The 26,865-nt window shown below is 64.2% G+C and carries 24 protein-coding genes; 11 read left to right on the forward strand and 13 right to left on the reverse strand.

Annotated elements, in window-relative coordinates:
- Positions 1 to 140: 140 nt before the first annotated feature.
- A complete protein-coding gene (locus R2N11_RS20940; RefSeq protein WP_316682290.1) occupies positions 141 to 854 on the forward strand; it encodes a tetratricopeptide repeat protein in 714 nt (237 codons plus the stop codon).
- A gap of 80 nt (positions 855 to 934) precedes the next feature.
- Here R2N11_RS20940 and R2N11_RS20945 read toward each other — a convergent pair whose 3' ends face one another.
- The gene (locus tag R2N11_RS20945; RefSeq protein ID WP_316682250.1) at positions 935 to 1,129 is read right to left on the reverse strand and encodes a YbdD/YjiX family protein; all 195 of its coding nucleotides are present in this window, start codon (positions 1,127 to 1,129) and stop codon (positions 935 to 937) included.
- An 8-nt stretch (positions 1,130 to 1,137) separates the two neighbouring features.
- Positions 1,138 to 3,192 (reverse strand): carbon starvation CstA family protein, encoded by a 2,055-nt coding sequence (locus R2N11_RS20950; RefSeq protein WP_316682251.1) that lies wholly within the window; start codon positions 3,190 to 3,192, stop codon positions 1,138 to 1,140.
- 280 nt (positions 3,193 to 3,472) lie between these two features.
- Here R2N11_RS20950 and R2N11_RS20955 point away from each other — a divergent pair, with 280 nt between their 5' ends.
- From R2N11_RS20955 to otnI, 3 genes are read left to right on the forward strand one after another with little or no spacing between them, the layout of a single operon-like run.
- Entirely contained in the window at positions 3,473 to 4,915 is a 1,443-nt protein-coding gene (locus R2N11_RS20955) for a cache domain-containing protein (protein ID WP_199028965.1), read from the forward strand.
- On the forward strand, positions 4,912 to 5,544 hold the full coding sequence (locus R2N11_RS20960; RefSeq protein WP_316682252.1) for a response regulator: 633 nt from the start codon (positions 4,912 to 4,914) through the stop codon (positions 5,542 to 5,544). The genes R2N11_RS20955 and R2N11_RS20960 overlap by 4 nt, the downstream gene beginning before the upstream one ends.
- Positions 5,545 to 5,591: 47 nt before the next feature.
- Entirely contained in the window at positions 5,592 to 6,380 is a 789-nt protein-coding gene (gene otnI / locus R2N11_RS20965; protein WP_316682253.1) for a 2-oxo-tetronate isomerase, read from the forward strand.
- A 73-nt stretch (positions 6,381 to 6,453) separates the two neighbouring features.
- Here the strand turns inward: otnI and R2N11_RS20970 are convergent, their stop codons facing one another.
- The 3 genes from R2N11_RS20970 to R2N11_RS20980 form a co-directional block, all read right to left on the reverse strand.
- Positions 6,454 to 6,918 (reverse strand): DUF3617 domain-containing protein, encoded by a 465-nt coding sequence (locus R2N11_RS20970; RefSeq protein ID WP_199028959.1) that lies wholly within the window; start codon positions 6,916 to 6,918, stop codon positions 6,454 to 6,456.
- A 71-nt stretch (positions 6,919 to 6,989) separates the two neighbouring features.
- Positions 6,990 to 7,820 (reverse strand): winged helix-turn-helix domain-containing protein, encoded by an 831-nt coding sequence (locus R2N11_RS20975; protein WP_316682254.1) that lies wholly within the window; start codon positions 7,818 to 7,820, stop codon positions 6,990 to 6,992.
- Positions 7,821 to 8,673: 853 nt separating this feature from the next.
- On the reverse strand, positions 8,674 to 10,542 hold the full coding sequence (locus tag R2N11_RS20980) for a phosphoenolpyruvate carboxykinase (GTP) (protein WP_199028957.1): 1,869 nt from the start codon (positions 10,540 to 10,542) through the stop codon (positions 8,674 to 8,676).
- A 435-nt stretch (positions 10,543 to 10,977) separates the two neighbouring features.
- Here R2N11_RS20980 and R2N11_RS20985 point away from each other — a divergent pair, with 435 nt between their 5' ends.
- Positions 10,978 to 12,006, forward strand: coding sequence for a D-2-hydroxyacid dehydrogenase family protein (locus R2N11_RS20985; protein WP_199028956.1), 1,029 nt, complete (start codon positions 10,978 to 10,980; stop codon positions 12,004 to 12,006).
- Positions 12,007 to 12,089: 83 nt separating this feature from the next.
- Here the strand turns inward: R2N11_RS20985 and R2N11_RS20990 are convergent, their stop codons facing one another.
- The 4 genes from R2N11_RS20990 to R2N11_RS21005 form a co-directional block, all read right to left on the reverse strand.
- Positions 12,090 to 12,980, reverse strand: coding sequence for a DODA-type extradiol aromatic ring-opening family dioxygenase (locus R2N11_RS20990; protein ID WP_199028954.1), 891 nt, complete (start codon positions 12,978 to 12,980; stop codon positions 12,090 to 12,092).
- Positions 12,981 to 13,097: 117 nt separating this feature from the next.
- Complete coding sequence (locus R2N11_RS20995) at positions 13,098 to 14,519, reverse strand: dihydrolipoyl dehydrogenase family protein (protein ID WP_316682255.1); 1,422 nt, start codon at positions 14,517 to 14,519, stop codon at positions 13,098 to 13,100.
- Positions 14,520 to 14,632: 113 nt separating this feature from the next.
- On the reverse strand, positions 14,633 to 15,526 hold the full coding sequence (locus tag R2N11_RS21000; RefSeq protein ID WP_199028950.1) for a patatin-like phospholipase family protein: 894 nt from the start codon (positions 15,524 to 15,526) through the stop codon (positions 14,633 to 14,635).
- Positions 15,523 to 16,185, reverse strand: a complete 663-nt coding sequence (locus tag R2N11_RS21005; RefSeq protein ID WP_316682256.1) for a TetR family transcriptional regulator — start codon at positions 16,183 to 16,185, stop codon at positions 15,523 to 15,525. The genes R2N11_RS21000 and R2N11_RS21005 overlap by 4 nt, the downstream gene beginning before the upstream one ends.
- A gap of 561 nt (positions 16,186 to 16,746) precedes the next feature.
- On the opposite strand from R2N11_RS21005, the gene R2N11_RS21010 reads away from it, so the two are divergent.
- The 6 genes from R2N11_RS21010 to R2N11_RS21035 all read left to right on the forward strand — a co-directional run bounded on the left by R2N11_RS21010 (position 16,747) and on the right by R2N11_RS21035 (position 23,961).
- Entirely contained in the window at positions 16,747 to 18,000 is a 1,254-nt protein-coding gene (locus R2N11_RS21010; protein ID WP_316682257.1) for an efflux RND transporter periplasmic adaptor subunit, read from the forward strand.
- Between the two features lie 15 nt (positions 18,001 to 18,015).
- The gene (locus R2N11_RS21015; RefSeq protein ID WP_199028944.1) at positions 18,016 to 21,165 is read left to right on the forward strand and encodes an efflux RND transporter permease subunit; all 3,150 of its coding nucleotides are present in this window, start codon (positions 18,016 to 18,018) and stop codon (positions 21,163 to 21,165) included.
- A 2-nt stretch (positions 21,166 to 21,167) separates the two neighbouring features.
- A complete protein-coding gene (locus R2N11_RS21020; RefSeq protein ID WP_199028942.1) occupies positions 21,168 to 22,706 on the forward strand; it encodes an efflux transporter outer membrane subunit in 1,539 nt (512 codons plus the stop codon).
- 180 nt (positions 22,707 to 22,886) lie between these two features.
- On the forward strand, positions 22,887 to 23,099 hold the full coding sequence (rpsU, locus tag R2N11_RS21025; protein ID WP_003262970.1) for a 30S ribosomal protein S21: 213 nt from the start codon (positions 22,887 to 22,889) through the stop codon (positions 23,097 to 23,099).
- Positions 23,100 to 23,511: 412 nt separating this feature from the next.
- On the forward strand, positions 23,512 to 23,688 hold the full coding sequence (locus R2N11_RS21030; RefSeq protein ID WP_316682294.1) for a hypothetical protein: 177 nt from the start codon (positions 23,512 to 23,514) through the stop codon (positions 23,686 to 23,688).
- A 21-nt stretch (positions 23,689 to 23,709) separates the two neighbouring features.
- The gene (locus R2N11_RS21035) at positions 23,710 to 23,961 is read left to right on the forward strand and encodes a hypothetical protein (RefSeq protein WP_199028940.1); all 252 of its coding nucleotides are present in this window, start codon (positions 23,710 to 23,712) and stop codon (positions 23,959 to 23,961) included.
- A gap of 19 nt (positions 23,962 to 23,980) precedes the next feature.
- On the opposite strand, the gene R2N11_RS21040 is transcribed toward R2N11_RS21035, so the two are convergent.
- From R2N11_RS21040 to R2N11_RS21055, 4 genes are read right to left on the reverse strand one after another with little or no spacing between them, the layout of a single operon-like run.
- The gene (locus R2N11_RS21040; protein WP_316682258.1) at positions 23,981 to 24,835 is read right to left on the reverse strand and encodes a metallophosphoesterase; all 855 of its coding nucleotides are present in this window, start codon (positions 24,833 to 24,835) and stop codon (positions 23,981 to 23,983) included.
- Positions 24,836 to 24,840: 5 nt separating this feature from the next.
- On the reverse strand, positions 24,841 to 25,239 hold the full coding sequence (locus R2N11_RS21045) for an NUDIX hydrolase (protein ID WP_316682259.1): 399 nt from the start codon (positions 25,237 to 25,239) through the stop codon (positions 24,841 to 24,843).
- A gap of 30 nt (positions 25,240 to 25,269) precedes the next feature.
- Positions 25,270 to 25,896, reverse strand: a complete 627-nt coding sequence (locus tag R2N11_RS21050) for a hypothetical protein (protein ID WP_316682260.1) — start codon at positions 25,894 to 25,896, stop codon at positions 25,270 to 25,272.
- 32 nt (positions 25,897 to 25,928) lie between these two features.
- A complete protein-coding gene (locus R2N11_RS21055) occupies positions 25,929 to 26,837 on the reverse strand; it encodes a LysR family transcriptional regulator (RefSeq protein WP_316682261.1) in 909 nt (302 codons plus the stop codon).
- Positions 26,838 to 26,865 lie beyond the last annotated feature (28 nt).

Below are 26,865 nucleotides of genomic sequence, written 5' to 3' on the forward strand. Positions count from 1 at the left end.
CCGCGGCGCGAGCAGGTTGCCGCGGCAATTTTTGTGCCTGTCCGTGCGCCCGCGCCACGTCAACGCGAGACGGCGCGGCGCGGTACACTCGATCATCTTCCGATGAGGAGCGCGCGATGGGCATACCAGTCACACGACGCATGCTGCGGACAGTCGTTGCCGTGGCGGCGAGCGCCGCGATGCTGCCGGCGCTGGCAGCCACTGCACCGACGGAGCTCCACAGCGATGCCGCTGCCCTCACGCAGATCGCTATCGCGCACTACGAGCAGAACGATTTCGGTCACGCATTCGACGAGTTCGCTGAGGCCGCGCAACGCGGCAATCGCCTCGCGCAATTCAACTACGCGATGATGCTGATGCGTGGCGAGGGCACGATCGCCCGGCCCGAGGAGGCCGTCAAATGGCTGCGCCGCGCCGCTGATAACCAAATGACCCACGCGCAGTTTGCCTACGGCGAGCTGTACGAACGCGGTGAACTGGTACCGCGGTCTCTGGAAGAGGCGAACAAGTGGTACGAGCGTGCCGCCACCGCCGGGCACATCGAGGCGCAGCGTGCACTCGCCACCAACTACTTCACCGGCCGCGGCGTGCCGCGCGACTACGGACGCGCCTTCACCTGGTACAAGAAGGCGGCCGAGGGCGGTGATGCGCCATCGCAGTACATCGTCGGCAGTTACTACGAACGCGGTGAGCCCGGTGTGGTGCCGCAGGATATCGAGCAGGCCAAGAGCTGGTATGGCAAGGCGGCCGCACAAGGCGACATTGGCGCATTGGCCAAGTTGCGTGAGCTGGTGGAGAAGACCTATCGGGCCAAGCGCGGCGATCCGCCCACGGCGGCGCGTCCGTCCTTGTAGCAGCGCAGGCATGAAAAAAACCGCCGGGCATGGCTTCATGCACCGGCGGTTTTCTTTTGGCAGCGTTGGATATCGCGCCGTCAACAGCAGCGGCCGACGCGTCCTTGGTAGCGCGCGTCCTGGCGTTCGCGGAAGAAGTCTTCGTACGTCATGACAGGCTGCCCGGGATGGGTCTCCTGCATGTGGCGCACGTAGGTGTCGTAGTCCGGCACGCCAACCATCAGGCGCAGGGTCTGGCCCAGGTAGCGGCCGAAGTTTTCGAGTTCTTCGCGCATGTCGTTGCTCAGGCGCCCAGCGCTTCGTACGGCGTTTCGTTGACGGTCGGGCGGTTGGCTGCGCGCGCCTTGAGCACCGTGCGCAGGCCGTACCAACCGATGCTCACCACCACCAGGATGAACAGGCCGCACAGGAAGGCATCGATACGATCGTTCAGTACGATCTGCTGCATCTGCGCCATCGACTTGGCCGGGGCCAGCAGCTTGCCCTCGGCAACGGCGCTGGCGTACTTGTTGGCGTGCGCCAGGAAGCCGATCTTCGGGTCCGGATCAAACAGCTTCTGCCAGCCGGCGGTGAGCGTGCAGATCAGCAGCCATGCGGTCGGCAGCAGCGTCACCCATACGTAGCGGTCACGCTTCATCTTGACCAGCACGCAGGTGCCCAGTGTCAGCGCAATCGCAGCCAGCATCTGGTTGGAAATGCCGAACAGCGGCCACAGCGTGTTGATGCCGCCCAGCGGGTCGACCACGCCTTGGTACAGGAAGTAGCCCCACAGCGCGACGGTCGCAGCCGTAGCGATCAGGTTGGCGATCAGCGAGTCGGTGCGCTTGAGTGCCGGCACAAACGTACCCAGCAGATCCTGCAGCATGAAGCGGCCGGCACGCGTGCCCGCATCCACCGCGGTGAGGATGAACAGCGCCTCGAACAGAATCGCGAAGTGATACCAGAAGGCCATCATGGCCTGACCACCCACCACCTGGTGCAGGATGTGCGCCATGCCAACGGCCAGCGTCGGCGCGCCACCCGCACGGGCGAGGATGGTGTTCTCACCCACGTCCTTGGCGGTCTGGATCAGCACATCAGGCGTGATGACGAAGCCCCAGGTGGACAGCGTTTGCGCCACTGCATCGGGCGTGGCGCCCACCAGTGCCGCCGGGCTGTTCATCGCAAAGTACACGCCCGGGTTGATGACCGAAGCGGCTACCAACGCCATGATGGCAACGAACGATTCCATCAGCATCGCGCCGTAGCCGATGAAGCGTGCCTGCGTTTCGTTCTCCAGCAGCTTGGGCGTGGTGCCCGACGAGATGAGTGAGTGGAAACCCGACACCGCGCCGCACGCAATCGTGATGAACAGGAACGGGAACAGATTGCCCGACCACACGGGGCCACCGCCGGCCGCAAACTGCGTGAGCTGCGGCATCTGCATCTTCGGTGCCACGATCAGGATGCCGATGGCCAGCGCGATGATCGTGCCGATCTTCAGGAAGGTCGACAGGTAATCACGCGGGGCCAGCAGCAGCCACACCGGCAGCACCGAGGCAACGAAGCCGTACCCGATGAGCATCCACGTCAGCGCCTTGCCGTCGAACGTGAACAGTGGTGCGAGCGCAGCGTTCTCATGCACAGCCTGGCCGCCAATGATGGCGAGCATCAGCAGCACGAAGCCGATGATCGACACCTCGCCGATGCGGCCCGGGCGGATGTAGCGCACGTACACGCCCATGAACAGCGCGATAGGAATTGTTGCCGCCACCGTGAAGGTGCCCCAGGGCGAGCCGACCAGCGCCTTCACCACAATCAGTGCCAGCACGGCCAGGATGATGATCATGATGAGGAACGCGCCAAACAGCGCAATCACGCCGGGCACCGTGCCCATCTCGCTCTTCACCAGATCCCCCAGTGAGCGCCCATCGCGGCGGCTGGAGATGAACAGCACGATGAAGTCCTGCACCGCGCCGGCAAACACCACGCCGGCCAGAATCCACAGCATGCCCGGCAGATAGCCCATCTGCGCGGCCAGCACGGGGCCCACCAGTGGGCCGGCACCGGCAATGGCCGCGAAGTGGTGGCCGAACAGCACGTACTTGTTGGTGGGGACGTAATCGAGCCCGTCGTTGTGACGCCAGGCGGGCGTCTTGCGGGTGCCGTCCAGGCCGAGCACTTTGTCGGCAATAAAACGGCTGTAATAGCGATACGCAATCAGGTAGATACACACGGCAGCCACCACCACCCAAAGCGCGCTGACTGCCTCGCCGCGCGCAAGCGCAACGGTGGCAAAGGCAGACGCGCCAAGAATGGCGACGACCAGCCAGATCAGGTGTTGCCTGATGAAGCTCATGTCGGTCTCCTCGAACCTTGGTCGAAGCGGGATGTGGGCTCATCCCTGCGGGTTGATCCTGCCGATCATGTCGCTCTCGCGTCGTCGGCAAGGTTTGCACGCAGTCCGTTGGCCTGAGTTGGTCGGACGGCGAGGCCGTGTAGTATTTGCCAGCCTCAGTGCCTGCCACAAGCGGAGGACTACGCAGCACCTGTCCGTAGTACTACGCAGGCCACGTGATTCCCAATCGAAAACGCGCCCGAACCTTACGATGTTGCGATGCAAGGTGCCGCGCCATGCCATGAAGCTCCGCCAGAAGATTCTGTTACTCGCCGTCGCGCCGCTGACCATCGCCATGCTGGCGATCATGCTGACCGTGCGGCATCAGTCGATCGCGCTGGCGCAGCATGAGCGGCAGTTGGTGGAGTCCGCCTACCTGCAGGCCAAGGAGACGGAACTGCGCGCTTACGTCAAGCTCGCGCAGAGCGCCATCGCGCCGCTCGTTGCCTCTGGCCGTGACGATGCGGCCACGCGCGACGAAGCCATGCGTACCCTCGCCCGCCTCGACTTCGGCACCGACGGTTATTTCTTTCTCTACGACATGCGCGGCCGGAACCTGATGCACCCGCGTCAGCCCGAGCTTGTCGGCCGGGACCTGTGGGATCTGACCGATGCGGGCGGACAACCCACCATCCAGAGGCTGGTCGCGGCTGCGCAGAACGGCGGCGGTTTCGTGCGCTACATGTGGGACAAGCCCTCTACGCACCAGAGCGTGCCCAAACTCGGCTATGTCGAGCCGATTCCGAAGTGGGGCTGGATGGTCGGTACCGGCCTCTACCTGGACGACATCGAACAGACCCTGCGCCAGATCGATCAGCGCGCACAGACCAATATCGACCAGACACTCGCCTGGGTGGTGGCCATCGCCGCCATCAGCATCCTGCTGGTGGCGGGCAGCGGCCTGGCGCTCAACGTGAGCGACCATCGTGAGGCGGATGCCAAGTTGCGCCAGCTTGCGCAGCAGGTGGTGCGCTCCCAGGAAGACGAGCGGGCCCGTGTCTCGCGAGAACTGCATGACGGCATCAGCCAGGTGCTGGTGTCGACCAAGCTGTTGCTGGAGACGGCGCACGGTCATCTGGAAGCGCAGCCTGCGAAAGCCGCCGCCACCGACAAGGCCGCCAGCATGCTGCGTCGCGCGCTCGATCGCTTGAACGGCGCGCTGGGCGAGGTGCGGCGCGTGTCGCACAATCTGCGTCCCGCACTGCTCGATGATCTGGGCCTGGCGGCTGCGCTGGAACTGCTCGTGCGCGAAACACGCGAAGCGCATGAAGACCGGCAACCGGGTTTCGCCATCGCGCTCGAGCTCGCCGGGCCGACCGTGCAGTTGCCGGATGCCTGCAACACGGCGCTGTTCCGCATCGCACAGGAAGCCATCTCCAACGTCGAGCGCCACGCCACGTATGCCACCCGCATCGGCGTGCTGCTGGAGAACGACATCGATGCCGTGCGGTTGTCCATTCGCAACAACGGCCCGGGCTTCGATGTCGAATCCGTGCAGGTGGATCCCGAACACGGCATTGGCCTGCGCAACATGCGTGAACGCATGGCTGCGCTGGGCGGCACCTGTACCATTGTTTCCGACGTGCACGGCACGGAGGTCTGCGCCGTGCTGCCGCACATCGTCATTGCTCAACTGGCCGCTGCGACTTCGGCCGCTTCCACTGCTTTGCCCGCCTCCGCATGAACACGCCTGTCAAATTGCTCCTCGTCGACGATCACCCGCTGGTGCGCGATGGTGTGCGCGTGCGGCTGGAAGCCGTGCCGCATTTTGAAGTGGTGGGCGAAGCGGGCGATGCTGAAGCTGCACTCGAAGCCGCACGCACGCTGTCGCCCGATCTGGCGCTGATGGACATCGGTATGCGCGGCATGAACGGCATTGCGCTCACTGAAAAATTTGCCGAGCAGTTTCCGGAGATTGCCGTGCTGGTGCTGTCAATGCACGACAACCTGGAATACGTGCGCCAGGTGATCCGCGCCGGTGCACGCGGTTACGTGCTCAAAGACGCGCCTGCCAGCGAGCTGGTCGACGCGATTGATGCGGTGCTTGCTGGTCGCGCCTTCTACAGTGCGCAACTGGCGATGCGCATGGCTGAGCAGGCCGTCATGCCCACGCCCGTGGAGGCGCTCACACCGCGTGAGCGCGACATCCTCGATGGCATCGCCAAGGGCTACGCCAACAAGCGCATCGCCGATGAACTCGGGCTCTCCGTGCGCACGGTGGAGTCGCACCGCCTGAACCTCAAGCGCAAGCTCGGCATCGAGGGCCAGGCGGAGCTGGTGAAGTTTGCCGTGGAGCTGGGCAAGGGCCGCTAGGTCATCGCTATCGTTGCTGTTGTCGCTATCGTCTTCCGAGGTTTGCCATGCCGCGCTTTGCCGCCAACCTGTCCATGATGTATCAGGAGCACGCGTTTCTCGACCGCTTTGTCGCTGCGGCAAAGGATGGCTTCGAGGGCGTGGAGTTTCTCTTTCCCTACGACTTTGACCGTGCGGAAATCCGTGCCCGCCTGGACGACGCGGGCCTCACGCAAGCCCTGTTCAATGCCCCGCCGGGCGATTGGGCAAGCGGCGAGCGCGGCATTGCCTCACTGCCCGGGCGCGAAGATGAGTTCAAGCGCGGCATTGCCACGGCGCTGGAGTATGCGCAGGTGCTCGGCAATACGCGCCTGCATGTGATGGCCGGCCTGCTGCCCGCCGGCGCCGACCGCGCACGCCATCAGGCCACCTACGTGAGCAACGTCGCCTATGCCGCGCGCGAGGCGGCAAGCGCGGGCATCACCATCGTGCTCGAGCCGATCAACACACGCGACATGCCGGGTTTTTTCCTCACACATCAAGCGCAAGCGCATGCGGTGTGCAAGGAGGTGGGCGCCCCCAACCTGAAGGTGCAGTTCGACCTGTACCACGCGCAGATCATGGAGGGCGATCTGTCGGTCAAGCTCAAGCAGTACGTTGCGGATGTCGGCCACGTGCAGATTGCCGGCGTACCCGATCGCCACGAGCCGGATGCGGGCGAGCTGAACTACCCCCACCTCTTCGCGTTGATGGATGCGCTGGGCTACGACGGCTGGGTCGGTTGCGAGTACCGGCCGCGTGCGGGTACCAGCGAGGGGCTGGGCTGGCTCAGGCGTTGGCGCGAGAGCCAACGCTGATCGGTTTTCGTCGCAAAGAAAAACGGCCGGACGTGCATAAGCACTCCGGCCGTTGTTTTGTTGGTGCGCCAGCTTACGACTTGCACGCACCCACGTAGCGCCCCTGATAGCGGAAGCCAATGGTCATCGGCCCGAACTGCGGATGCTGCGAGCGCCCTGTCCCCGAAATGTCGTAGCGGTTGGCGCTCAGGGGACCGCTGCCTTCCAGCGTGCCCGTGCCGCCTTGCGCGCCGGCATCGCAGTTGACCTTCACCTTGAGCGTGCCCGCAACATAGTTCCATTGCGTCAGGCGGCAGCCAGGCATGTCGCGGGCCATGTTGCGCTCCATCGTTGCGCGAACGTCGCCGGCATCCTTGCTCGCCAGGCAGCCGGTGCTGGTATGCACGGAGACCTGGCGGCCGTGCTCATCCGGAATCGCCAGCGGCTTGCCGTTGACGGTGTAGCTGGTCTTGTCTTCCCACTGCCCTGGTGTCACTTCCTGCGCGTAGGCACAGACGGCCAGTCCGGTCAGCAAGGCACCACTCAACCACGATTTCATGCTTGTTCTCCCCAGTTGATAAGAAAACGGCGCTCTTGGGCGCCGTTCCGGTTGATGCGTTTGTTGTTGGATCAGACCGTCATCTGCATCGCTGCAGGCCGCAGCGGTGTGCGTGCAAACGGCGTCTCGACGATCGGCTCGGGTTTGCGCGAGGCGACCACGCTCAGGCGATCGCCAATCGGTTCTGCGGCCTGCGCCGCACCGCCACCCACCACCAGGCGGTATCCACCGCCGCGCACGGTCTGGATCAGGCCGTCGCAGGGCGTGCCAGCCAGCGCCACGCGCAGCTTGCGCACGTGCACATCGACGGTACGTTCCCCCACGAAGACATGGTTGCCCCACACGCGGTCAAGCAGTTGCGTACGCGAGTGCACGCGCTGCGGATGCGCGACCAGGAAGTGCAGCAGGCGGAATTCCAGCGGGCTGAGTGCGATGGCGCGCGGGCCGGTTTCGGTTTGCGCAGTCACGCCCAGCGTGAGCGGATCAAGGCTCAGGCCGTTGACCTGCAGGATCTCGTCGCCTTGCTGCGGTGTGCGTCGGCGCAGCACAGCGCGGATGCGTGCATGCAGCTCGCCCGTATCGCACGGCTTGACGACGTAGTCGTCTGCTCCGGCATCGAGCGCCGCAATCTTGGCGCGTGCGTCGCCGTGGCGCGATAACACGATGACCGGCAGGCCGCGCGTTTGCGTGCTGGCACGCAACGCCAGCAGCATGTCGATCGACTCCCGCTCGGGCCATGCCCACTCCATTACCAGCAGATCCGGCGTAGACGCCTGGATTGCGGCTTGCGCTTGCGCAGGGCTGTCGACACGCAGGACATGATGTCCGCCGTCGCGCAGGGAAAATGACAAACGTTCGCCCTCTGCCTGGTCCTGTTCGACCAGCACGATTTGAGTACCCACTTGTAAAACCTCCCGTCTAACCAGCCGACACATTCCGGCGAGCAGCCTTGCGGCTGCGCTCTGCTGTCTGCGGTGCGCGTTGTTATGGATTCCGTGCAGGCATTGCGCGTTTGCCTGCTGGTCGTGCCTCTCGGGCGCCATCTGCCGGGCCTTGCGGATCAGCAGGGCGATCGTCGTGTGTTGCCGTCCCGTTGACGATCGGTGGCGGAGCCTCCTGGTATATCCAGGGTGGTTTGGGATTGGTTGATCGGCCCCCCGGTCTTCTTGTCGCGTGCTGCACTGTGCAATCGTTTGCACAAGGTGCGGCATCACTTACGCGAAAACCGAGCCGGCGCCCCCCCGGGCACCGGGAAGATGGGGGGTATCCCCATCCGCACATGGCATTGACCAGCCTTCCTTTCCCGATTCCTCTTGTCTGGATACCCCCTCCGGCTCGTGGAAGAGAGATCCTGTTTTGCCGGATTATAAGAATCCCGCAGGAATTCGTCACGCACCATTTTTAAAAGTCGGTAATTTTTTAGGGGCGGTACATTTCGTACGTCAATGATTGACATGCGCTCTTCACAAAGCTATGTCTGGCAATGGTTTTGGGGCGCATCATGCTTGCAATGATTCGTCATTCGCATAAATGCATGGCTATTATGTTTTCAATGGCATAACGTGCATTCATCTGTGCGCGGAGGTATTTTTTACAACGCAATTCAATTAAATTTAAATCAAGTGGACTGTTTTGTTGAAAGGGGTAAATCGCGCAATTTAAACCTTTAGGATTACTGCTCGCTGCTTAAGCAAGCGCCGGCAGTGAGCAAAAAAAAACCCGCACGCGGCGGGCTTTTTCTGGAGAGCGTGCGCATCAGCCCTGCAGGCGGCCCTCCAGGCGCGCCTTGGCTTCCGGCAGTGCCTGCGGCAGGTGGTTCGCCAGTTGTGTGAACAGTTCGTCGTGCAGCGCCAGTTCTTGCTTCCAGGCGGCGGCATCCAGCGAGATCACCTTGGCAAACTGCTCGGCCGTGAAGTCCAGGCCTTCCCAGCGCAGCTCTTCGTAGCGCGGCGACACACCGAAGACATTTTCGTTGCCCTGTGCCTGACCTTCGATACGGTCGATCATCCACTTCAGCACGCGCATGTTCTCGCCGAAGCCCGGCCACACGAACTTGCCGTTCTCGTCCTTGCGGAACCAGTTCACGCAGAAGATCTTCGGCAGCGTGGCGCCGCTTGTTGCCAGTTGGTCGCCCAGCTTGAGCCAGTGCGCGAAGTAGTCGGCCATGTTGTAGCCGCAGAACGGCAGCATGGCGAACGGGTCGCGGCGCACAACGCCTTGCTGGCCAGCGGCGGCGGCGGTGGTTTCCGAGCCCATCGTGGCGGCCATGTATACGCCTTCGGTCCAGTCGCGGGCTTCCGTCACCAGCGGCACGGTGGTCGAGCGGCGGCCACCGAAAATGAACGCATCAATGGGTACGCCGGCCGGGTTGTCCCATTGCGGGTCGATCGACGGGCACTGCGCGGCCGGCGCCGTGAAGCGCGCGTTCGGGTGCGCGGCCTTGCGGCCGGTTTCCTTGGCCGATTCCGGCGTCCAGTCCTGGCCTTGCCAGTCGATCAGGTGCGCAGGTGGCGTATCCGTCATGCCTTCCCACCACACGTCGCCGTCGTCCGTCAGCGCCACGTTGGTGAAGATGACGTTTTCCTTGAGCGTGGCCATCGCGTTGAAGTTGGTCTTCTCGCTGGTGCCCGGGGCCACGCCAAAGTAGCCGGCCTCCGGGTTGATGGCGTACAGGCGCGTCTGGCCGTCGGCGTCCTGGCGGGGCTTGATCCAGGCGATATCGTCGCCGATGGTCGTCACCTTCCAGCCGTTGAAGCCGGCCGGCGGAATCAGCATCGCAAAGTTGGTCTTGCCGCAGGCCGACGGGAAGGCCGCCGCCACGTGGTAAGTCTTACCTTCCGGCGAGGTCACGCCCAGGATCAGCATGTGCTCAGCCAGCCAGCCCTGGTCGCGGCCCATGGTCGAGGCGATCCGCAGTGCGAAGCACTTCTTGCCCAGCAGCGCGTTGCCGCCGTAGCCCGAACCGAACGACCAGATTTCGCGCGTTTCCGGAAAGTGCACGATGTACTTGGTCGGGTTGCACGGCCACGGCACGTCCTTTTCACCAGCAGCCAGCGGCTTGCCGACAGTGTGCACGCACGGCACGAAGTCGCCATCGGTATCTAGCACGTCATACACGGCACGGCCCATGCGGGTCATGATGCGCATGTTGACGGCCACGTACGGGCTGTCCGACAGTTCCACGCCAATGTGCGCGATCGGCGAGCCCAGCGGACCCATCGAGAACGGCACCACGTACAGCGTGCGGCCGCGCATGCAGCCATCAAACAGGCCGTTCAGCGTCTGGCGCATCTCGGCGGGGGCCGTCCAGTTGTTGGTGGGGCCAGCGTCTTCCTTCTTCTGCGAGCAGATGAAAGTGCGGTCTTCCACGCGCGCCACGTCCGACGGGTCCGACAGCGCCAGGAACGAGTTCTTGCGCTTGGCCGGGTTGAGCTGCTTCATCGTGCCGGCGGCGACCATCTCGGCGCACAGGCGGTCATACTCCTCTTGCGAGCCATCGCACCAGACAATGCGCTCCGGCTTGGTGAGTGCAGCGATTTCGCCCACCCAAGCGACCAGGCGCGGGTGTTTCACGTAATCGGGCACGTTCAATGCGGGCACGCCCTGCATCGCGGGTTGATTCATGACCAAAACTCCAATGGAAGGGAAAAAGAAAGCGGTGGCAGATCAGCACGGCAGCCAGGGCCAGGGCGCCCGGCGGCAGAGTGGAAAGCGATCGACGGCGCATCGTGAACGGGCCGGATCCGCGATTTCCAGTGGGAGGGGCAACGCAGGCGGAAGGACAGGAGCCGTGCTGATTTCACATTCAGTTACAAAGCGGTGCACTGACGGAACGTGGGTTTTTCCGGGCAGCGGGGGCCGCGTGCGCTAAAGTGGCGGGACCGAGGTCAACAGACCCTAGAACAAGGACTCGTCACCAGCGAGGCAGCGCAAATTGCGTGCCCGCGGCGGGCAATTCCAAACGTCGCAACGGATTGTCGTGCGACGAGGGATGGGAAGAATACCACCGCGAGGGATCGCTGTTTTTTGCTGCGCACCATTGTTCGAAGTGAGATGTCGATGAAGATTGCCGTACTGGACGACTACCAAGACGCTGTTCGCAAGCTGGATTGCTTCAGCCTGATGCAGGACCACGAAGTCAAAGTGTTCAACAACACCGTCAAAGGCGTGGGGCAATTGGCCGCACGCGTGGCGGACGTTGAAGCCATCGTGTTGATCCGGGAGCGCACGCGCGTGACGCGTCAGTTGCTCGATCGCCTGCCCAAACTCAAGATCATCAGCCAGACCGGCCGCGTATCGCGCGATGCCGGCAGCCATATCGACCTGGATGCCTGTACCGACAAGGGTGTGGTTGTGCTGGAGGGCAAGGGCTCGCCAGTGGCGCCGGCCGAGCTGACCTGGGCGCTGGTGATGGCCGCGCAGCGCCGCATTCCGCAGTATGTGGCGAGCCTCAAGCACGGTGCGTGGCAGCAATCGGGGCTGAAGTCGACGACCATGCCGCCCAACTTTGGCATCGGCCGCGTGCTGAAGGGCCAGACCCTGGGGATTTTTGGCTACGGCAAGATCGGCCAGCTGGTGGCCGGCTACGGTCGCGCTTTTGGCATGAACGTGCTGGTGTGGGGCCGCGAGGGCTCGCAGGAGCGCGCGCGCGCCGATGGTTTTGGCGTGGCGGAATCGAAAGAGGCGCTGTTCGAGCAGTCAGACGTGCTGTCCGTCCACCTGCGCCTGAACGACGAGACGCGCGGCATCGTAACGGTGGCCGACCTGACGCGCATGAAGCCGACCGCCCTCTTCGTCAATACCAGCCGCGCCGAGCTGGTGGAAGAAAACGGACTGGTGACGTCGCTCAACCGCGGGCGCCCGGGCATGGCCGCCATTGACGTGTTTGAGACGGAGCCCATCCTGCAGGGCCACACCCTGCTGCGCATGGAGAACTGTATCTGCACGCCGCACATCGGCTATGTGGAGCGCGAAAGCTACGAGCTGTACTTCAGCATCGCGTTCCAGAACATCCTCGATGTTCTGCAGGGCAACGTCGATAGCGTGGTCAATCCGACGGCCTTGGCGCCCGCGCTGATCCGCGCCTGAACCTGTCCACGATCCTACTGCGCGGACCAACCTCGGACCGCTCGCTACGGATCGTGAACAGGTTCAACACGAGTTTTTTGAGTTCAAGCCGCGGCGCGAAGCTGCGGTTGATTGGCGCCTGCGCCGTCAAAACGGAAGCTGTCCATTGCCAATGAGCCGTAGGTGACGGTGTCGACCACGTGCTGGGCCTGCACGCCGCCGGCCGTGGCCTGTGAAGGCTGCCCCATCGCTGCTCCCAGTGCCACGTACAGCGGCATCAGGTGCTCGTCGGTCGGGTGGGCGTGGGCGGCTTGCGGGGCTTGCGCCCGGTAGTCGCAGAAGGTGGCGAAATCGCCACTGCGGATGCCTTCAGTCATAGCTTCCAGCATCCATTCGCGGAACGCATCCACCCACGGTTCCACCGGCACGCCGTGCTGCGTCGTGCCGGGGCCGCGCATCAGCGCGCGCAGGTTGTGCGTGAAGCTGCCCGAGCCAATGATCAGCACGCCCTCGTCGCGCAGCGGTGCCAGCGTGCGCCCCATCGCCATCTGGCATGCGGGCGACAGGCCCGGCATGAGCGACACCTGTACCACGGGGATCTTCGCCTCAGGAAACATCAACATCAGCGGCACCCAGGCGCCGTGGTCTAGCGGCTGGCGTGGGTCGAGCACGGTCGAGGCCTGTTCCTCCAGTCCCGGCACGATGTTGCCATCGATCAGCGCGCGGATGCGCTCGGCCAGATCGGGTGCGCCCGGTGGCGCATATTCCAGCGCATAGAGTTGCGGCGGAAAACCGCCGAAATCGTGCCAGGCCTCTTGCTGAGCGCGGGCGGTGACAGCCGGGCGGCGCGTCATCCAGTGCGGCGAGACGACCACGATGGCGCGGGGGCTGAGCGTCGCCATCTCTTGCCCAAGTGCAGCCAGGGCTTTGCCGACGGGGCCTGGATCGGCCGCCAGCATCGGCGACCCATGAGATAGATAGAGCACGGGAAGCATGTCAAATTTCCTGAAGAATATGGCGACCATTCTGCGCCTCCCCTGCGCGTGCAACATGCATGGATTTGGAGGCGGAGGTCAGGAAAGTTGAATGAGTGCGTTCCAGCGCGCAGGCCGTTATACGCTCAGCAGTTCCTCCGCCACGGTCGGGTGCAGGCCCACGGTCGTGCGCAGGTGTTTGAGCCGCACCCCCATCCGCACCGCCACCGCCAGCGCCTGGATGATTTCGGGTGCGGCGTTGTCGACGATGTGCGCGCCGAGCACGCGCCCGCTGCGCGCGTTGCACACCAGCTTGATCAGCGATTCCATGCCGGTGCCGGCAAAGCGCTGTTCGAGCGAGACAAAGCGCCGGACCACAACGTCGATACGGTCGGCGGTGGCGCGTTTGTCGTTGTCTGCGCGGTCAGGCCAGCGCGTGCGCGCGTCAGCTTCGGTCAAGCCCACGGTGGCGATGGCCGGGTCGCAGAACACAGCTGTCGGCACCGTATTCATGTCGGGCAGCCGCAGCATCCCCTTCAGCCCCTTGCCGAACAGGCGTTCAGCCACGTAATGCCCTTGTGCTGTGGCCACGGGCGTGAGCTGTTGCCCGCTGCTGACATCGCCCACGGCATGCACGCCGCGCGCGCGGGTGCGGAAGTGGCGGTCCACGGCTATCCCCCCGCGCGCATCGAGCGAGACGCCTGCGGCTTCCAAGCCGAGACCCGCCGTGGTTGGTGCGCGGCCAATGGCGGCCAGCACGCGCTGGGCACGCAGCACGCGCGGGATCTCGCTGGAAGCGTCGTCGCTCACGTAGACGGCCACGCCATCGCCGTTGACCGCATCGCGCTCCACACGCACGACGTGGGCGTTTGATAGAAGGTCGACGCCACAGCGGGCCAGGGCCTGTGCCGTGGCTTCCGATACGGTGACATCGAATTCGGGCAGCACACGTGCCTCGCGCACCAGCAGCGTCACGCGCACGCCAAAGCGCGCCAGCATCGATGCCAACTCCACTGCTACCACGCCGCCGCCCACGATGATGAGCGAGGCGGGCAGTGTGTCCCAGCCGAAGACGTCGTCAGAGCTGCAGGCGAGTTCGGCGCCGGGCACCGGCAGCGGCACGGGGTGCGCGCCGGTGGCCAGCACGACCTGTCGCGCGCGCAGCGTGGTCTTGCCGGTCTCGCTGTGCAGTCGGACGATGCCGCGCCCGCGCAGCGAGGCGATGCCCGTCAGCCACTGCACGCCGGAATCCAGCAGGTGCGAGTGATAAACCTCGTTCAGGCGTGCCACCTCCGCACGGGTGCGAGCAATGGCTTGGCTCCAGGCATCGGCGGCATGCGTCGCACGCAGGCAACGCGCGATCGTCTGTGACCAGGCCGCGCCGTAGCCGAGCAGCTTCTTGGGCACACAGCCACGGTTGACGCAGGTGCCGCCTACCTGCGCGCGGTCGATGATCAGCGTGCGCGCGCCCAACTGCGCTGCATGGCGTGCGGCCGCCAGCCCGGCCGAGCCGGCGCCGATCACGATCAAATCAAAGGAAGCTGCGGATTTTGCGGGCATGGCGGTGTCCGTCTGTCCATCAAGGTGGCATCGGCCGGACGGCCATGGCGGCACGCCGGCGGGCGCACCGTGTGCAGCAAACGGCGCGCCCGCCGCTTGCCTGATTGCGATGGCTACGCAGCCACCGGTTCGGCGAACCCGCGTGGAAGTTCGCGCAGGAAGGTTTCGCCGTCATGACGGCCGAGCGCATAGGCGTCGCGCATGGCACCCGGGCGGGTGTAGTCCCAGCTTGAGATCGGCACCTTGCGCGAAGGCTGCACGTAAAAGCGGCGCTGCACGCCGCCGGCCACCGGCACATCCATGCGGAAGAACGTCGGGCGCGGGTACAGGCGCGTCACCAGCACCAGCGCATCGCCCGGGGTCGGGTCCAGCGCGTGCACCGGTACGTTGTCGACCATGCCGCCGTCGAGCACTGGCCGTCCCCCACGCCGCAGTACCGGCGTGAACGGTGGGGTCGAAGCCGACTGCAGCAGCAGGTCGGCCAGCTCCTCAGGCGAGGCGCAATCCTGCGCGCGCACGAATTCGGGCGTGAAGCCCAGGCGCCGGCCCAGCGTCGGGTGCAGCGTCTTGCGGACGTGCTTTTCGATGTTGTACGCAATCAGCCCCGCTGCCACGGCCGTGCGCGCGCCCATCCAGCGCGGGATGTGCGCCACACCGATGCGGATTTCGGGCGCCTGCGCCAGCCGCGCGAAACGGCCCTCGCCAAACACCGTCAGCAGCGCGGTGCGGTACATGCCGTAGTGCGGGAACACGCGCTCGCCGCGCAGCAGGTTGCCCCAGTGGGCGTTGCGCTTGTTGTGGCGCAGGGTCTCGCCGTAGTAGTCCATCAGCTCGGCGGAGTTCCACGCGTGCAGCATGCAGGCCGTCGATGCGCCGGCCGAGATGCCGGTGATCACACGCGGCGCCAGGCTCAGTTCGGGCTGCACGACATCCCACCAGCCGGCCTGCCACCAGCAGCGGTTGCCACCGCCGGCAAACACCATCTGATCGAAGGTGGGCGTGCTCATACGGAGTCCTTGGCGAGTGCTGCCCGCTGGGCCAGGCGCAGCGAAGGGGCGTATTTGAGGGTGTCGATGCAGGCGTCCATGAGGCGCTCACGCTTGCTGGCGAGGGAGGACGCATCCGGATAGAAAAGGAAGTCGCCCATGATGCCGTTGAACGTGGCATGGAAATGCGACACCGCCAGGGGGATATCCAGGTCAGCCGGTAATTGCCCGCGCCGCGTTGCCTGTTCGATGATGCTGGTCAGGTGCGTCATGCCTTCCTCAAACGATTCTTGTTGACGCTTGAGGATGGGGCTCGTGTCTTCCACGAACTCGCACTTGTTGAACATGATCTCGAAGACCTTGCGCCAGTGCGCGTCTTCCACCAGTTGGCGCAACAGGAAGTTACCCACCGTGCGCAGTTCCCCCAGCGGGTCGTCAGCCTCTACCCCGAGCGGGGTGCACATGGTTTCCATTGGCAGCTTCACGCGCTCGCACATGGCGGCGAACACGTCAGCCTTGTTGCGAAAATGCCAGTAGATGGCGCCGCGCGTCACGCCTGCGGCCTGCGCGATGTCCGATAGCGACGTGCGCGCTACGCCACGTGCATAAAACACGTCTTCTGCCGCATCCAGGATGCGGTTGCGTGTTTCCAGTGCTTCTTCCTTGGTTCGTCTGACCATGATCTTCCAGAGGAACGCCGGCTCACCCTGACGGCGTTCTTTTGATTCGCTTTTGTGCGTCGCACAATCTTTGGCAACGCATTATTTCATATTGCGCAACGCTACGGCCTGCATTGCAGGCGCTGCGGGCCTTGATGGGCCGCATTCTGCCCCGATCCCGCGCGGTTCCGCCATTGCAACGAAGTCAGCAAAAGTTGCAACAATGGCCCTGCTTTGCCGATGGGTCCTGCTTACATACATGCGTGAACGTATCTATAATAGCGCGCACTTCGCCTCTTGCACATTGCAACATGCGCCACATCGGTTTGGTCAATTCCACAGCCCGGGCGTCTTGTGACTAGGTGAAGCACTGCAGCAAATCGCGCTCGTTCTCGCGTCGTTGAGTCCGTTTTGTTGCGACTTCGTCGCAAACGCCGTATCGCATGCCATCGGATACGGCTAGGATCGTGCGTTTCAATTGTATTTTTTGGTTTCGCTGACGGTTTGCCGGCGCAGCACACGCATTCGTTTGCGTGGCGGCGCGGCGCCCGGCATTCCGCTTATCGCCACATGGGGTCATCTATGACGAACACCCGCCGTTATCACCAACTCGCTGCCGCCGCATTCATGGTGGTGGCGCTTGCAGCTTGCGGCAACAAGCAGGCACAAGGGCCGGGCGGCGCCGGCATGCCTCCGACCGAAGTGGGCATTGTGACCGTGCAGCCGCATACCGTTGGTCTGACCAGCGAGTTGCCGGGCCGTCTGGAAGCCACGCGTGTGGCCCAGGTGCGCGCACGGGTCGCTGGCATTGTGCTCAAGCGTTCATACGCTGAAGGCAGTGACGTAAAGGCTGGCCAGCAGCTGTTCCAGATCGACCCGGCGCAGTACCAGGCCTCGCTCGACAGCGCGAAAGCGCAACTGGCGCGCTCCGAAGCCACGCAAACGCAGGCGCAGCTCAAGGCCGAGCGCTACAAGCCGCTGGTTGCCACCAACGCTATCAGCAAGCAGGACTATGACGATGCAACGGCTGCTGCCAAGCAGGCCACCGCTGACGTTGCCGCTGCGCGCGCTGCCGTGGAAACCGCCAAGCTGAACCTCGGTTACGCCAGTGTCACTTCGCCGATCGCCGGCCGTGCCGGTCTGGCGCAGATCACCGAAGGCGCGCTGGTTGGCCAGGGTGAGGCAACGCTGCTGACCACGGTGCAGCAGATCGACCCGATCTACCTGACCTTCACGCAGTCGAGCACCGAAGTGCTGCGCCTGCAGGAAGCGCTCAAGGCCGGCAAGCTGGTCAAGTCGGGCGACAACGCTGCCAAGGTCACGCTGGTGACGGAAGACGGCCGCGCCTACGCACAGCCGGGCAAGCTGTACTTCTCCGACCTGACGGTGGACCCGGCCACGGGCACCATCACGCTGCGCGCCATCGTGCCGAACGCCGACCGTACGCTGCTGCCGGGCATGTACGTGCGCGCGCGCCTGGAGCAGGCGGTGGACGAGCAAGCCATCACGGTGCCGCAACAGGCCGTGACGCGCAGCCCGGACGGCGCCTCCGTGATGGTCGTCGACGACAAGGGCATGGCTGCCGTACGCCAGGTCCAGGCCGATCGCTCGACCGGTACGGAGTGGATTGTCTCCAGCGGTCTGAAGGCTGGCGACAAGGTGATCGTCGATGGCCTCCAGAAGGTCCACCCGGGTGCGCCGGTCAAGGCGGTGCCGTGGCAGCCCACGCCGGCAGGTCAGAAGCCGGGTCAGGGTGCTCCGGCAGGCGCAGCACCTGCGGCCAGCGCCCCTGCAGCAAGCACTCCCGCTGCCAGCACGCCGGCAGCCAAGCAGTAAACAAGGAGCCATCGCATGGCAAAGTTTTTTATCGATCGCCCAGTCTTTGCCTGGGTGCTCGCGCTGTTCATCATCATCGGCGGGGCGATCTCGATCACCCAGTTGCCGATTTCGCAGTACCCGACCATTGCGCCGCCATCGATCATCATCACGGCAACGTACCCGGGTGCGAACGCGAAGACGCTGGACGAATCTGTCACCAGCATCATCGAGCAGGAAATGAACGGCGCGGATGGCCTGCTCTATATGGAGTCGGTCAGCCAGGGCGGTAACGGCCAGGCGCAGATCACGGTGACGTTCAAGGCCGGTACGGACCCCGCGCTGGCGCAGGTGGACGTGCAGAACCGCCTGAAGCGCGTGGAAGCGCGTTTGCCCGCGCAGGTGACGCAGCAGGGCGTGCAGGTCGACAAGGCCCGCGCCAACTTCCTGCTGTTCGCCACGCTGGCATCGACCGACGGCAAGATGGATCCGGTGGCGCTGGGTGACTACATCTCGCGTAACGTGCTCAACGAAATCAAGCGCGTGCCGGGTGTCGGTCAGGCCATCCTGTTCGGTACGGAACGCGCCATGCGCGTCTGGATCGACCCGGCCAAGCTGGTCGGCTACAAGCTGACCCCGACCGACGTCTACAACGCGATCCGCAACCAGAACGCATTGGTGTCGGCCGGTACGCTGGGCGACCTGCCCTCTACTTCTGATCAGCCGATTGCGGCGACCGTCGTGGTGGAAGGCCAGCTCACGACCACCGAGCAGTTCGGCAACATCGTGCTGGTGGCCAAGCCGGACGGCTCGCTGGTGCGCGTGAAGGATGTGGCGCGCCTGGAGTTGGGCGGCCAGACCTACTCGACGTCTGCGCGGATCAACGGTCAGCCGATTTCGGCCATTGGCGTGCAGCTCTCGCCCACGGGCAATGCGCTGGGCACCGCCACGGCCGTGAAGGCCAAGCTGGAGGAGTTGTCGAAGTACTTCCCGGCGGGCGTGGAATACAAGGTGCCGTACGACACCTCCAAGTTCGTCAAGATCTCGATCGAGGAAGTGGTCAAGACGCTGCTCGAGGCCATGGTGCTGGTGTTCCTGGTGATGCTGCTGTTCTTGCAGAACATCCGCTACACGCTGGTGCCGTCGATCGTGGTGCCGATCTCGCTGCTGGGCGCATTCGCCACCATGAACGCGATGGGTTTCTCGATCAACGTGCTAACCATGTTCGGCCTGGTGCTGGCGATCGGTATTCTCGTTGACGATGCCATCGTGGTGGTGGAAAACGTCGAGCGCATCATGGCCGAAGAAGGCCTGCCCCCGCGCGAAGCGACCCGCAAGGCCATGGGTCAGATCACGGGCGCCATCATCGGCATTACGCTGGTGCTGATGGCCGTGTTCATCCCGATGGCGTTCTTCTCGGGTTCGGTGGGTGCGATCTACCGCCAGTTCTCGCTGTCGATGGTGTCGTCGATCTTCTTCTCTGCACTCATGGCGCTGACGCTCACGCCCGCACTGTGCGCGACGCTGCTCAAGCCGATCGAGAAAGGCTCGCACCACGAGAAGAAGGGCTTCTTCGGCTGGTTCAACCGCATGTTCACGAGCACCACGAATGGCTATCAGAGCTTCGTGGAGCGCATGCTGAAGAAGACCTTCCGCTACATGGTGATCTACGGTGTGCTGATCGCTGCGGTGGTGTTCCTGTTCCTGCGCCTGCCGTCTTCGTTCCTGCCGACCGAAGATCAGGGCTATATCGTGACCAACATCCAGCTGCCGCCGGCCGCATCGGCCAACCGCACGCTGGAAGTGATCAAGCAGGTCGAGAACTACTACAAGCACGAAAAGGCCGTCGAGAACATGGTGGCTGTGCAGGGCTTCAGCTTCTCGGGTAACGGCCCGAACGCTGGTCTGGTGTTCACCACGCTCAAGGACTGGAAGGAGCGCGGCCCGGATCAATCCGCTGACGCCGTGGCCGGCCGTGCCTTTGGTGCGCTGTTCGGTGGCATTCGCGATGCGATCGTGTTCCCGCTGAACCCGCCGCCGATCCCGGAACTGGGTAATGCAACGGGCTTCACGTTCCGTCTGCAGGACCGTGCTGGCCTGGGCCACGATGCGCTGATGGCTGCACGTAACCAGCTCCTGGGCATGGCTGCGAAGAGCAAGATCCTCAAGGGCGTCCGTCCTGAAGGTCTGGAAGATTCGCCGCAGTACCAGGTGGATATCGACCGCGAGAAGGCCAACGCGCTGGGTGTGTCGTTCACTGACATCAACGCCACGCTGTCGACGGCGCTGGGTTCGGCGTACGCCAACGATTTCCCGAACTACGGTCGTCAGCAACGCGTGATCGTGCAAGCGGACAAGATCAACCGCATGCAGCCCGAAGACATCATGAACCTGTACGTGCGCAACGGGCAGGGCAACATGGTGCCGATGTCGACGTTCGCGAAGGGCCACTGGATCGTCGGTCCGGTGCAGCTCGTGCGCTACAACGGCTATCCGTCGATCCGCCTGTCGGGCGATGCTGTGCCTGGCGCGAGTACGGGTGAGGCCATGGCTGAAATGGAGCGCCTCGCGAGCAAGCTGCCGGCCGGTATCGGTTACGAGTGGACGGGCCAGTCGCTGCAGGAAAAGACCTCCGGCTCGCAGGCGCCTGCGCTGTATGCGCTGTCGCTGCTGGCGGTGTTCCTGGTGCTGGCTGCGCTGTACGAAAGCTGGTCGATCCCGGCGGCGGTGATTCTGGTGGTGCCGCTGGGCGTGCTCGGCGCACTGCTGGGCGTGACGTTGCGCGCCATGCCTGACGACGTGTACTTCAAGGTCGGCCTGATTGCGGTGGTGGGTCTATCCGCCAAGAACGCCATTCTGATCATCGAGTTTGCGAAGGACTTGCAGGCGCAAGGCAAGGGCCTGATCGAAGCCACGCTGGAGGCCGTGCATCTGCGGTTCCGCCCGATCATCATGACGTCGTTCGCCTTCATCCTGGGCGTGCTGCCGCTGGCAATTGCCACCGGTGCAAGCTCCGCCAGCCAGCGCGCCATCGGTACCGGCGTGATGGGCGGGATGATTACCGCGACGGTGCTGGCCGTGGTGCTGGTGCCCGTGTTCTTCGTGGTGGTCCGTCGCATCTTCAAGGGCAGCGAGCGTCAACGCCGCCTGGATGCCGCGCACCGTCCGTTGGACGAGGAAATCTGAATATGCAGAAAACGATGACCTTTCGAACCCCTGCGCTATTGCCGGCGCTCCTGCTTGCTGCCGGCGTGCTGTCTGGCTGCTCGCTGGCGCCGACCTATGAGCGCCCGGATGCTCCGGTAACGAGCACGTATCCGCAGGCACCGGCCGGCTATGCCGTGCCGGCTGATAGCGCGAAGCCGGGCGAAAACGCCCCGCGCGCCACCGATCTCGGCTGGCGCGAGTTCTTCCCCGATCCGCGCCTGCAGAAGCTGATCGGCCTGTCGCTGGAAAACAACCGCGACCTGCGCATCGCCGTGCTCAACATCGAGGCAGCGCGCGCGCAGTACCGTCTGCAAGTTGCTGAGCTGCTGCCGCCGGTCAACGCGGCTGCAACGTACACGCGCAGCCTGACGCCGCAGTCGATCTCGCAGACCGGGTCGGATATCGTCACCAAGCAGTACCAGCTTGGTGTCGGTATCAGCAATTACCAGGTCAACCTGTTCAGCGTGGGCGACGTGACGCGCTCCGCGCGCGCCAGCTACCTGGCGACCGCGGAGGGCCAGCGTGCCGCGCAGATCAGCCTGATCTCGCAAGTGGCCAAGGCTTACCTGAACGAGCGCGCCTACGCCGAGCAGCTTGAGCTGGCCCAGCAGACCCTGAAGGGTCGCGAGGATTACTACAAGCTCGCCAAGCAGCGCTTTGACGTGGGTGCCTCGTCGTTGCTGGACCTGCGCCAGACCGAGACGCTGGTCGAATCGGCGCGTGTGGCCGTTGCACAGTTGACGCGTCAGTACGCCCAGGCGACCAATGCGCTGGTACTGCTGGTGGGTGCGCCGCTGCCGGCCGATCTGCCGCCGCCGACCACCGTGTCGTCGGAAAAGATCGTGGCCGACATCCCGCCGGGCTTGCCGTCGGAGCTGCTGGAGCAGCGCCCGGACATCCGCCAGGCCGAGCAGAAGCTGATTGCCGCCAATGCCAACATCGGCATCGCGCGTGCGGCGTTCTTCCCGAGCATCGGGCTGACGTCCAACGTGGGCACGGCCAGCGGCGCACTGCATGACCTGTTCAAGAGCGGGACGGGGCTGTGGTCGTTCGTGCCGAATCTCACGCTGCCGATCTTCGACTGGGGCACGCGCATCTTCCAATTGGACTCCACCAAGGCCAACCAGAAGATCGCAGTCGCCACCTACGAGAAGACCATCCAGACCGCGTTCCAGGAAGTGTCTGACGCCCTGGTGGCGCGCGGCACGCTGGAAGAGCAGGTGGCTGCACAGAAGCGCTTCCGCGATGCCACGGCTGAGCGTCTGACGCTGTCGGACCAACGCTATCGCAACGGCGTGTCGAGCTTCCTCGACGTGCTGGATGCGCAACGCGATCTGTTCAGCGCCGATCAGACTCTGGTGCAGACGCGCCTGGCCCGCCTGACCAACGCCATCGATCTGTACACGGCGCTGGGCGGCGGCCTGCAGGAAAGCAGCACCATTGCCGCTGCCAAGCAGGCGCAACCGACGGCTGCGCCGGGCGTGGCACCCGTCGCACCGGACATGACGCCGGCTCGCTGACCCTTCAGTGCGCACCGTCTGCCGTCGTCTCCACGCGACGGTGGACGGTGCAAAAGTGCCTGATTGGGCACGCAAAGCCGATGCTTGCATCGGTAAACCAATTCAACTACACTGCACGCCCTCTGGGCGGTATATAATCCGCTGTTTCGCCGTCCACCCGAATACTGAGCAAGGGACCCGATGACCACCATCCGTCTGAAAGAAAACGAGCCGGTCGAAGTTGCACTGCGCCGCTTCCGCCGTGAAATTGAGCGCACTGGCCTGATCAAGGAACTGCGCGCCCGTACCGCTTACGAAAAGCCGACGACCGAGCGCAAGCGCAAGAAGGCTGCCGCTGTGTCGCGTACGCGTAAACGCCTGCGCTCGCAAATGCTGCCGAAAAAGCTCTACTAAGATCGCGTAGTTGTTCCGGTAGCACCAACTGGGTGCTGCCGTTGGCGGTGTGAAGTCAGTCGACTTCCAACTCGCCGAGCTTGGTTCGTAGCGTGCCTTGCACGCACCCGGAAGCTCTTTCGGGGCCCGGCCAACGCTCCAACCCCCGATACAGAAGCTCGCAAGATGCGGTTGATGGCCTAAGTGCCGTTCTCCGCCGCTTCGGTGCGCCTTCGCGCGCATGTTCTGTTGCAAACGACTTCCGCCAGCGGTGATTGACCGGCTGGCTGTTGGCGTTTGTCGCGCAGAGCTTTCCTCGTCTCGCCCGTTCCTCGTCTTGCCGTAGACGCGAATTTTGCGCGGTGCCCGCCTCTCTTTACGACTTTTTGACGGGCACAGCCGTACGCTGCAGGTATCCCAGACTGCGGACGCAATGCGTCTTTCGATCATGAACCTGATGAGCCATTGGCTGCTCGGCGCGGGCGCCCTGCTGGCCATCCTTGCACTGTTTGCCATCGAGTACATTGGCGTTGAGCGTGCGGCGCGCCGTAATGCCGAGGCTGAAGCCCATATGCCCAAGCCTGCGGGGGACGACGCATCCGTCCATTGACCCCAGCTTATCGAGACGACGATGCCAACCCACTCCAACGATTACTGGTTCCCCGCCAAGCGCTACGGCTGGGGCTGGGGGCTGCCGTCTCGCTGGCAAGGCTGGGTGGTGATCGCCATTTATGCCGTGCTGCTGGCGGCGGGCATCGCTGTGCTGCGCCCGCATGCCGAGCCGGTGAGCTTCGTGCTCTATACGCTGGCACTGAGCCTGTTGCTCGTGCTGGTGTGCTGGTGGAAAGGCGAACCACCGCGCTGGCGGTGGGGCGGGGATTGATCGGCCCCTACGTTCGCATTCAGCCAGTGGCATGAAGGGTGTAGAGATGAACCTCGGACGGTGAAAACAGCCGGATCGGCAGATCACTCATGCCGATGCCGCGGCTTGTCACCAGCCGCCCACCTTCCGCCAATTCAAAGTAACCGCTGGCAAAGCGCCGGTCGCCAGAGCCTGACGGCAGCACGATTGGCCGGCCATCTGGGCGGGCGATCTGGCCGCCGTGGGTATGGCCGCAGAACGCAAGATCGAACGGATAGGCACGCACGTGCCGTAAGCCCAGCGGCGAATGCATCAGCAACAGCCTGCGCGCACCGGCGCCGCTGAATGTGCGGACAGGGTCCGGTTGCCCGACACCAGGCTCATCGAGCCCACATACATAGAGCTCGTCATAGGGCGGCGGCAGGCGCACGGCTTCGTTGACGAGCATTCGCACGTCCGCCGCTTCAAGCTGCAGGCGGATGAACGTGTCATCCACCCAAAGATCGTGATTGCCGAATACACCGAACTTGCCGGCCGGCGCTTGCAGTTCACGCAAGCGCGCGGCCAAGCCGGTGACATGCCTGTGGTGCAGCGAAACGAAGTCGCCGCCCAACAGGATGACGTGCGGGGCGAATGCTGCGATCACTTGCTGCATGGCATCCAGCAGGCGTGGATCGGTCAAGGGCCCTGCGTGGAAGTCCGACGCGAAGGCGACTCTGAGCGGCTCGGCTGGCGGTGCGCTCAACGGCACTGTCACATCACGGCGATCAATATGCAGGCGTCCTTGCAGGCCGAGCGCATGCGCGGTGCGGGCCGCCCAGCCATTGGCGTAGAAGAGCGCTTCGGCGGTCTCGCCGGCGCGCCGCCACCAGTCGTAGTACCGGCCTCGGCCCATCCTTGCTAAACCGGTTGGACCGATGTGTTGCACACGGCTGCAATCGACGCGCGATACCCGTCAGGCAGATGCATCGGCAGCGTATCCGGCGCAAACAGCCCGAGCCGCTTGTGCTCGTGGCTGACCACCGGTGCAAACGGGCCGACCAGCATGCAGTCATACGTGGCGATGAACACACGCTTGCCCGGCACGACCTCAAACAGATACGTATCGATCGGCGCGCCGACCTGCACCGCCAGGTTCAGCTCCTCCGCAATCTCGCGCGCGAGGCATTCGGTGGACGATTCCCCCAACTCGATACGGCCGCCGGGCAGTTCCCACTCTTCGCGCTCATTGAGCAGTAGGACGACCTCGCCGGTGGGTGCGCGCAGCACGCCTTTGACAGAGACGGGGTAGGTGGACATGGCGCTCATGGTGGTGGCTGACTGTATGGGTTACGGCCCATCCGCCACGTTGGCGGTGCCGCTCGACGTGCCCAGATGCAGCTCCTGGTCGAAGGCGCGGTTCACGTCGCAGTATTGCGCGCGTGCGGGCTGAGATTTTTGCCACCGGAACGATAGCTTGGGATAGCCCGGTGTGCCATCGGTGTTCTCTGCCAGCACGTAGTAGTCGAAGCGCACGTTGGCATCGGCCGCGTAGCTAGCACCGGCTTCGCGGTTGGCGAGGATGAGCACGGCGGGCTTGCCGCCCTGTGCGAGCAGGAGCCGGAAGTCGTGAAGCAGGCAGTCTGCGCCACCGCTGGTCGTCACGTGCAGTTGCTCTTTCTCGTTGCCACCGCCACCGTCATTGCGGCGGAAGATCGGCACGAGGCTCCAGGGTTGCGCGCGGCCTGCTGCGCCGTCGCGCACAAAGAAGGTCACCACATCAAAGCTGTGCGCATTGAAGTTCTCGCGCCATGCACGAACGGCGATGGCATCGTAGCCGCGCAGCTTCAGCGCATTGACGCCGTTGTGTATGGGCATCAGCGTATAGCCGGCCTGTGCCGTGGCGGCGCCCGATAGGCCGAGCAACGTCAGGCCCAGTACGACGCGGTTGTTCAGGTAGTGGCGGTACTTGCGCACCGGATTCTCCGTTGATGAATGGATTCGGTCGCTCAGGCTTGCGTCAGCAGGCGAGGCACCTCATCGACAAGGGCATCGATGGCCACGCGCACTTTGAGCGGCATATGGCGGGTCTTCAGCCAGAGCACGTTGACCTGCGCATCGAGCACGCCCTCATGGCCCATGACGACCGTGAGCTGGCCAGCGTTCAAGTATGACGGAATGAGCCAGCAGGGCAGCCATGCCAGGCCAGCACCGGCTGCTGCGGCGTCAGCGATGGAGAGCAGGTCGTCCAACCGCAGGCGTGATGCGGGCTGATAGGTCTGCATCTGCCCATCCGGCCCGGGGAGGCGCCATGGCGTGTGGTGCGCGCCGCGCGCGTAGACGATGCAGGCGTGTGTGTCCAGATCGCGCAGCGTTGTCGGGTGGCCATGCTGTTCGAGATAGGCGGGCGACGCGCAGAGTGCCATCCGGTTGAAGCCCAACTGGCGGCTGACCAGCGTGGCGTGATCCGGCAGCGGGCCCATGCGTACCGCGATGTCGAAGCGGTCTTCCACCAGATCGGCCATGCGGTCGTTGAATGCGATCTCGACTTCCAGCAGCGGGTGACGCTCGATCAATCGACGCATGACCGGCGCAACGCACTGTCTGCCGAACAGCACCGGCACGGTCATCCGCAATCGGCCGGTCGGTTCGCGCCGGCTGGCGAGCAAGGCCGCTTCGGTTTCGCTCAACTCGGTCAGCAGGCGTTTGCATTGCTCGTAATAGAGCGCCCCTTCGCCGGTCAGGTTCAGGCTGCGGGTCGTGCGCTGCAGCAGCCGCGTGTTCAGGCGGTGTTCCAGCCGGGCGATGACCTTGGCCACCGCCGAGCGCGTAACCCCCAACTGCGCCGCGGCCGCCGCAAAGCTGCCCGACTCGACCACGTTCACAAACTCGGCCACGCCGCTGAGCCGATCGTCCATCCAAACCTGCTCCGTTTCGGTTGATCAA

The organism is Ralstonia flaminis (genome assembly GCF_958415495.1).
Taxonomy (GTDB): domain Bacteria; phylum Pseudomonadota; class Gammaproteobacteria; order Burkholderiales; family Burkholderiaceae; genus Ralstonia; species Ralstonia flaminis.

Excerpts from the sequence above, each read along its gene's own strand:
- R2N11_RS21000 (WP_199028950.1), bottom strand. The coding sequence starts at position 15,526 with ATGAGCACGCCCACCTTCGATCAGATGGTGTTTGCCGGCGGTGGCAAC.
- R2N11_RS21015 (WP_199028944.1), top strand. The coding sequence starts at position 18,016 with ATGGCAAAGTTTTTTATCGATCGCCCAGTCTTTGCCTGGGTGCTCGCG.
- R2N11_RS21010 (WP_316682257.1), top strand. The coding sequence starts at position 16,747 with ATGACGAACACCCGCCGTTATCACCAACTCGCTGCCGCCGCATTCATG.
- R2N11_RS21055 (WP_316682261.1), bottom strand. The coding sequence starts at position 26,837 with ATGGACGATCGGCTCAGCGGCGTGGCCGAGTTTGTGAACGTGGTCGAG.
- R2N11_RS20960 (WP_316682252.1), top strand. The coding sequence starts at position 4,912 with ATGAACACGCCTGTCAAATTGCTCCTCGTCGACGATCACCCGCTGGTG.
- R2N11_RS20985 (WP_199028956.1), top strand. The coding sequence starts at position 10,978 with ATGAAGATTGCCGTACTGGACGACTACCAAGACGCTGTTCGCAAGCTG.
- R2N11_RS20950 (WP_316682251.1), bottom strand. The coding sequence starts at position 3,192 with ATGAGCTTCATCAGGCAACACCTGATCTGGCTGGTCGTCGCCATTCTT.
- R2N11_RS21020 (WP_199028942.1), top strand. The coding sequence starts at position 21,168 with ATGCAGAAAACGATGACCTTTCGAACCCCTGCGCTATTGCCGGCGCTC.
- otnI (WP_316682253.1), top strand. The coding sequence starts at position 5,592 with ATGCCGCGCTTTGCCGCCAACCTGTCCATGATGTATCAGGAGCACGCG.
- R2N11_RS20940 (WP_316682290.1), top strand. The coding sequence starts at position 141 with ATGCTGCGGACAGTCGTTGCCGTGGCGGCGAGCGCCGCGATGCTGCCG.
- R2N11_RS20970 (WP_199028959.1), bottom strand. The coding sequence starts at position 6,918 with ATGAAATCGTGGTTGAGTGGTGCCTTGCTGACCGGACTGGCCGTCTGT.
- R2N11_RS21035 (WP_199028940.1), top strand. The coding sequence starts at position 23,710 with ATGCCAACCCACTCCAACGATTACTGGTTCCCCGCCAAGCGCTACGGC.
- R2N11_RS21045 (WP_316682259.1), bottom strand. The coding sequence starts at position 25,239 with ATGTCCACCTACCCCGTCTCTGTCAAAGGCGTGCTGCGCGCACCCACC.
- R2N11_RS21005 (WP_316682256.1), bottom strand. The coding sequence starts at position 16,185 with ATGGTCAGACGAACCAAGGAAGAAGCACTGGAAACACGCAACCGCATC.
- R2N11_RS20955 (WP_199028965.1), top strand. The coding sequence starts at position 3,473 with ATGAAGCTCCGCCAGAAGATTCTGTTACTCGCCGTCGCGCCGCTGACC.
- R2N11_RS20995 (WP_316682255.1), bottom strand. The coding sequence starts at position 14,519 with ATGCCCGCAAAATCCGCAGCTTCCTTTGATTTGATCGTGATCGGCGCC.
- R2N11_RS21030 (WP_316682294.1), top strand. The coding sequence starts at position 23,512 with ATGCGTCTTTCGATCATGAACCTGATGAGCCATTGGCTGCTCGGCGCG.
- R2N11_RS20980 (WP_199028957.1), bottom strand. The coding sequence starts at position 10,542 with ATGAATCAACCCGCGATGCAGGGCGTGCCCGCATTGAACGTGCCCGAT.
- R2N11_RS20945 (WP_316682250.1), bottom strand. The coding sequence starts at position 1,129 with ATGCGCGAAGAACTCGAAAACTTCGGCCGCTACCTGGGCCAGACCCTG.
- rpsU (WP_003262970.1), top strand. The coding sequence starts at position 22,887 with ATGACCACCATCCGTCTGAAAGAAAACGAGCCGGTCGAAGTTGCACTG.
- R2N11_RS20990 (WP_199028954.1), bottom strand. The coding sequence starts at position 12,980 with ATGCTTCCCGTGCTCTATCTATCTCATGGGTCGCCGATGCTGGCGGCC.
- R2N11_RS21040 (WP_316682258.1), bottom strand. The coding sequence starts at position 24,835 with ATGGGCCGAGGCCGGTACTACGACTGGTGGCGGCGCGCCGGCGAGACC.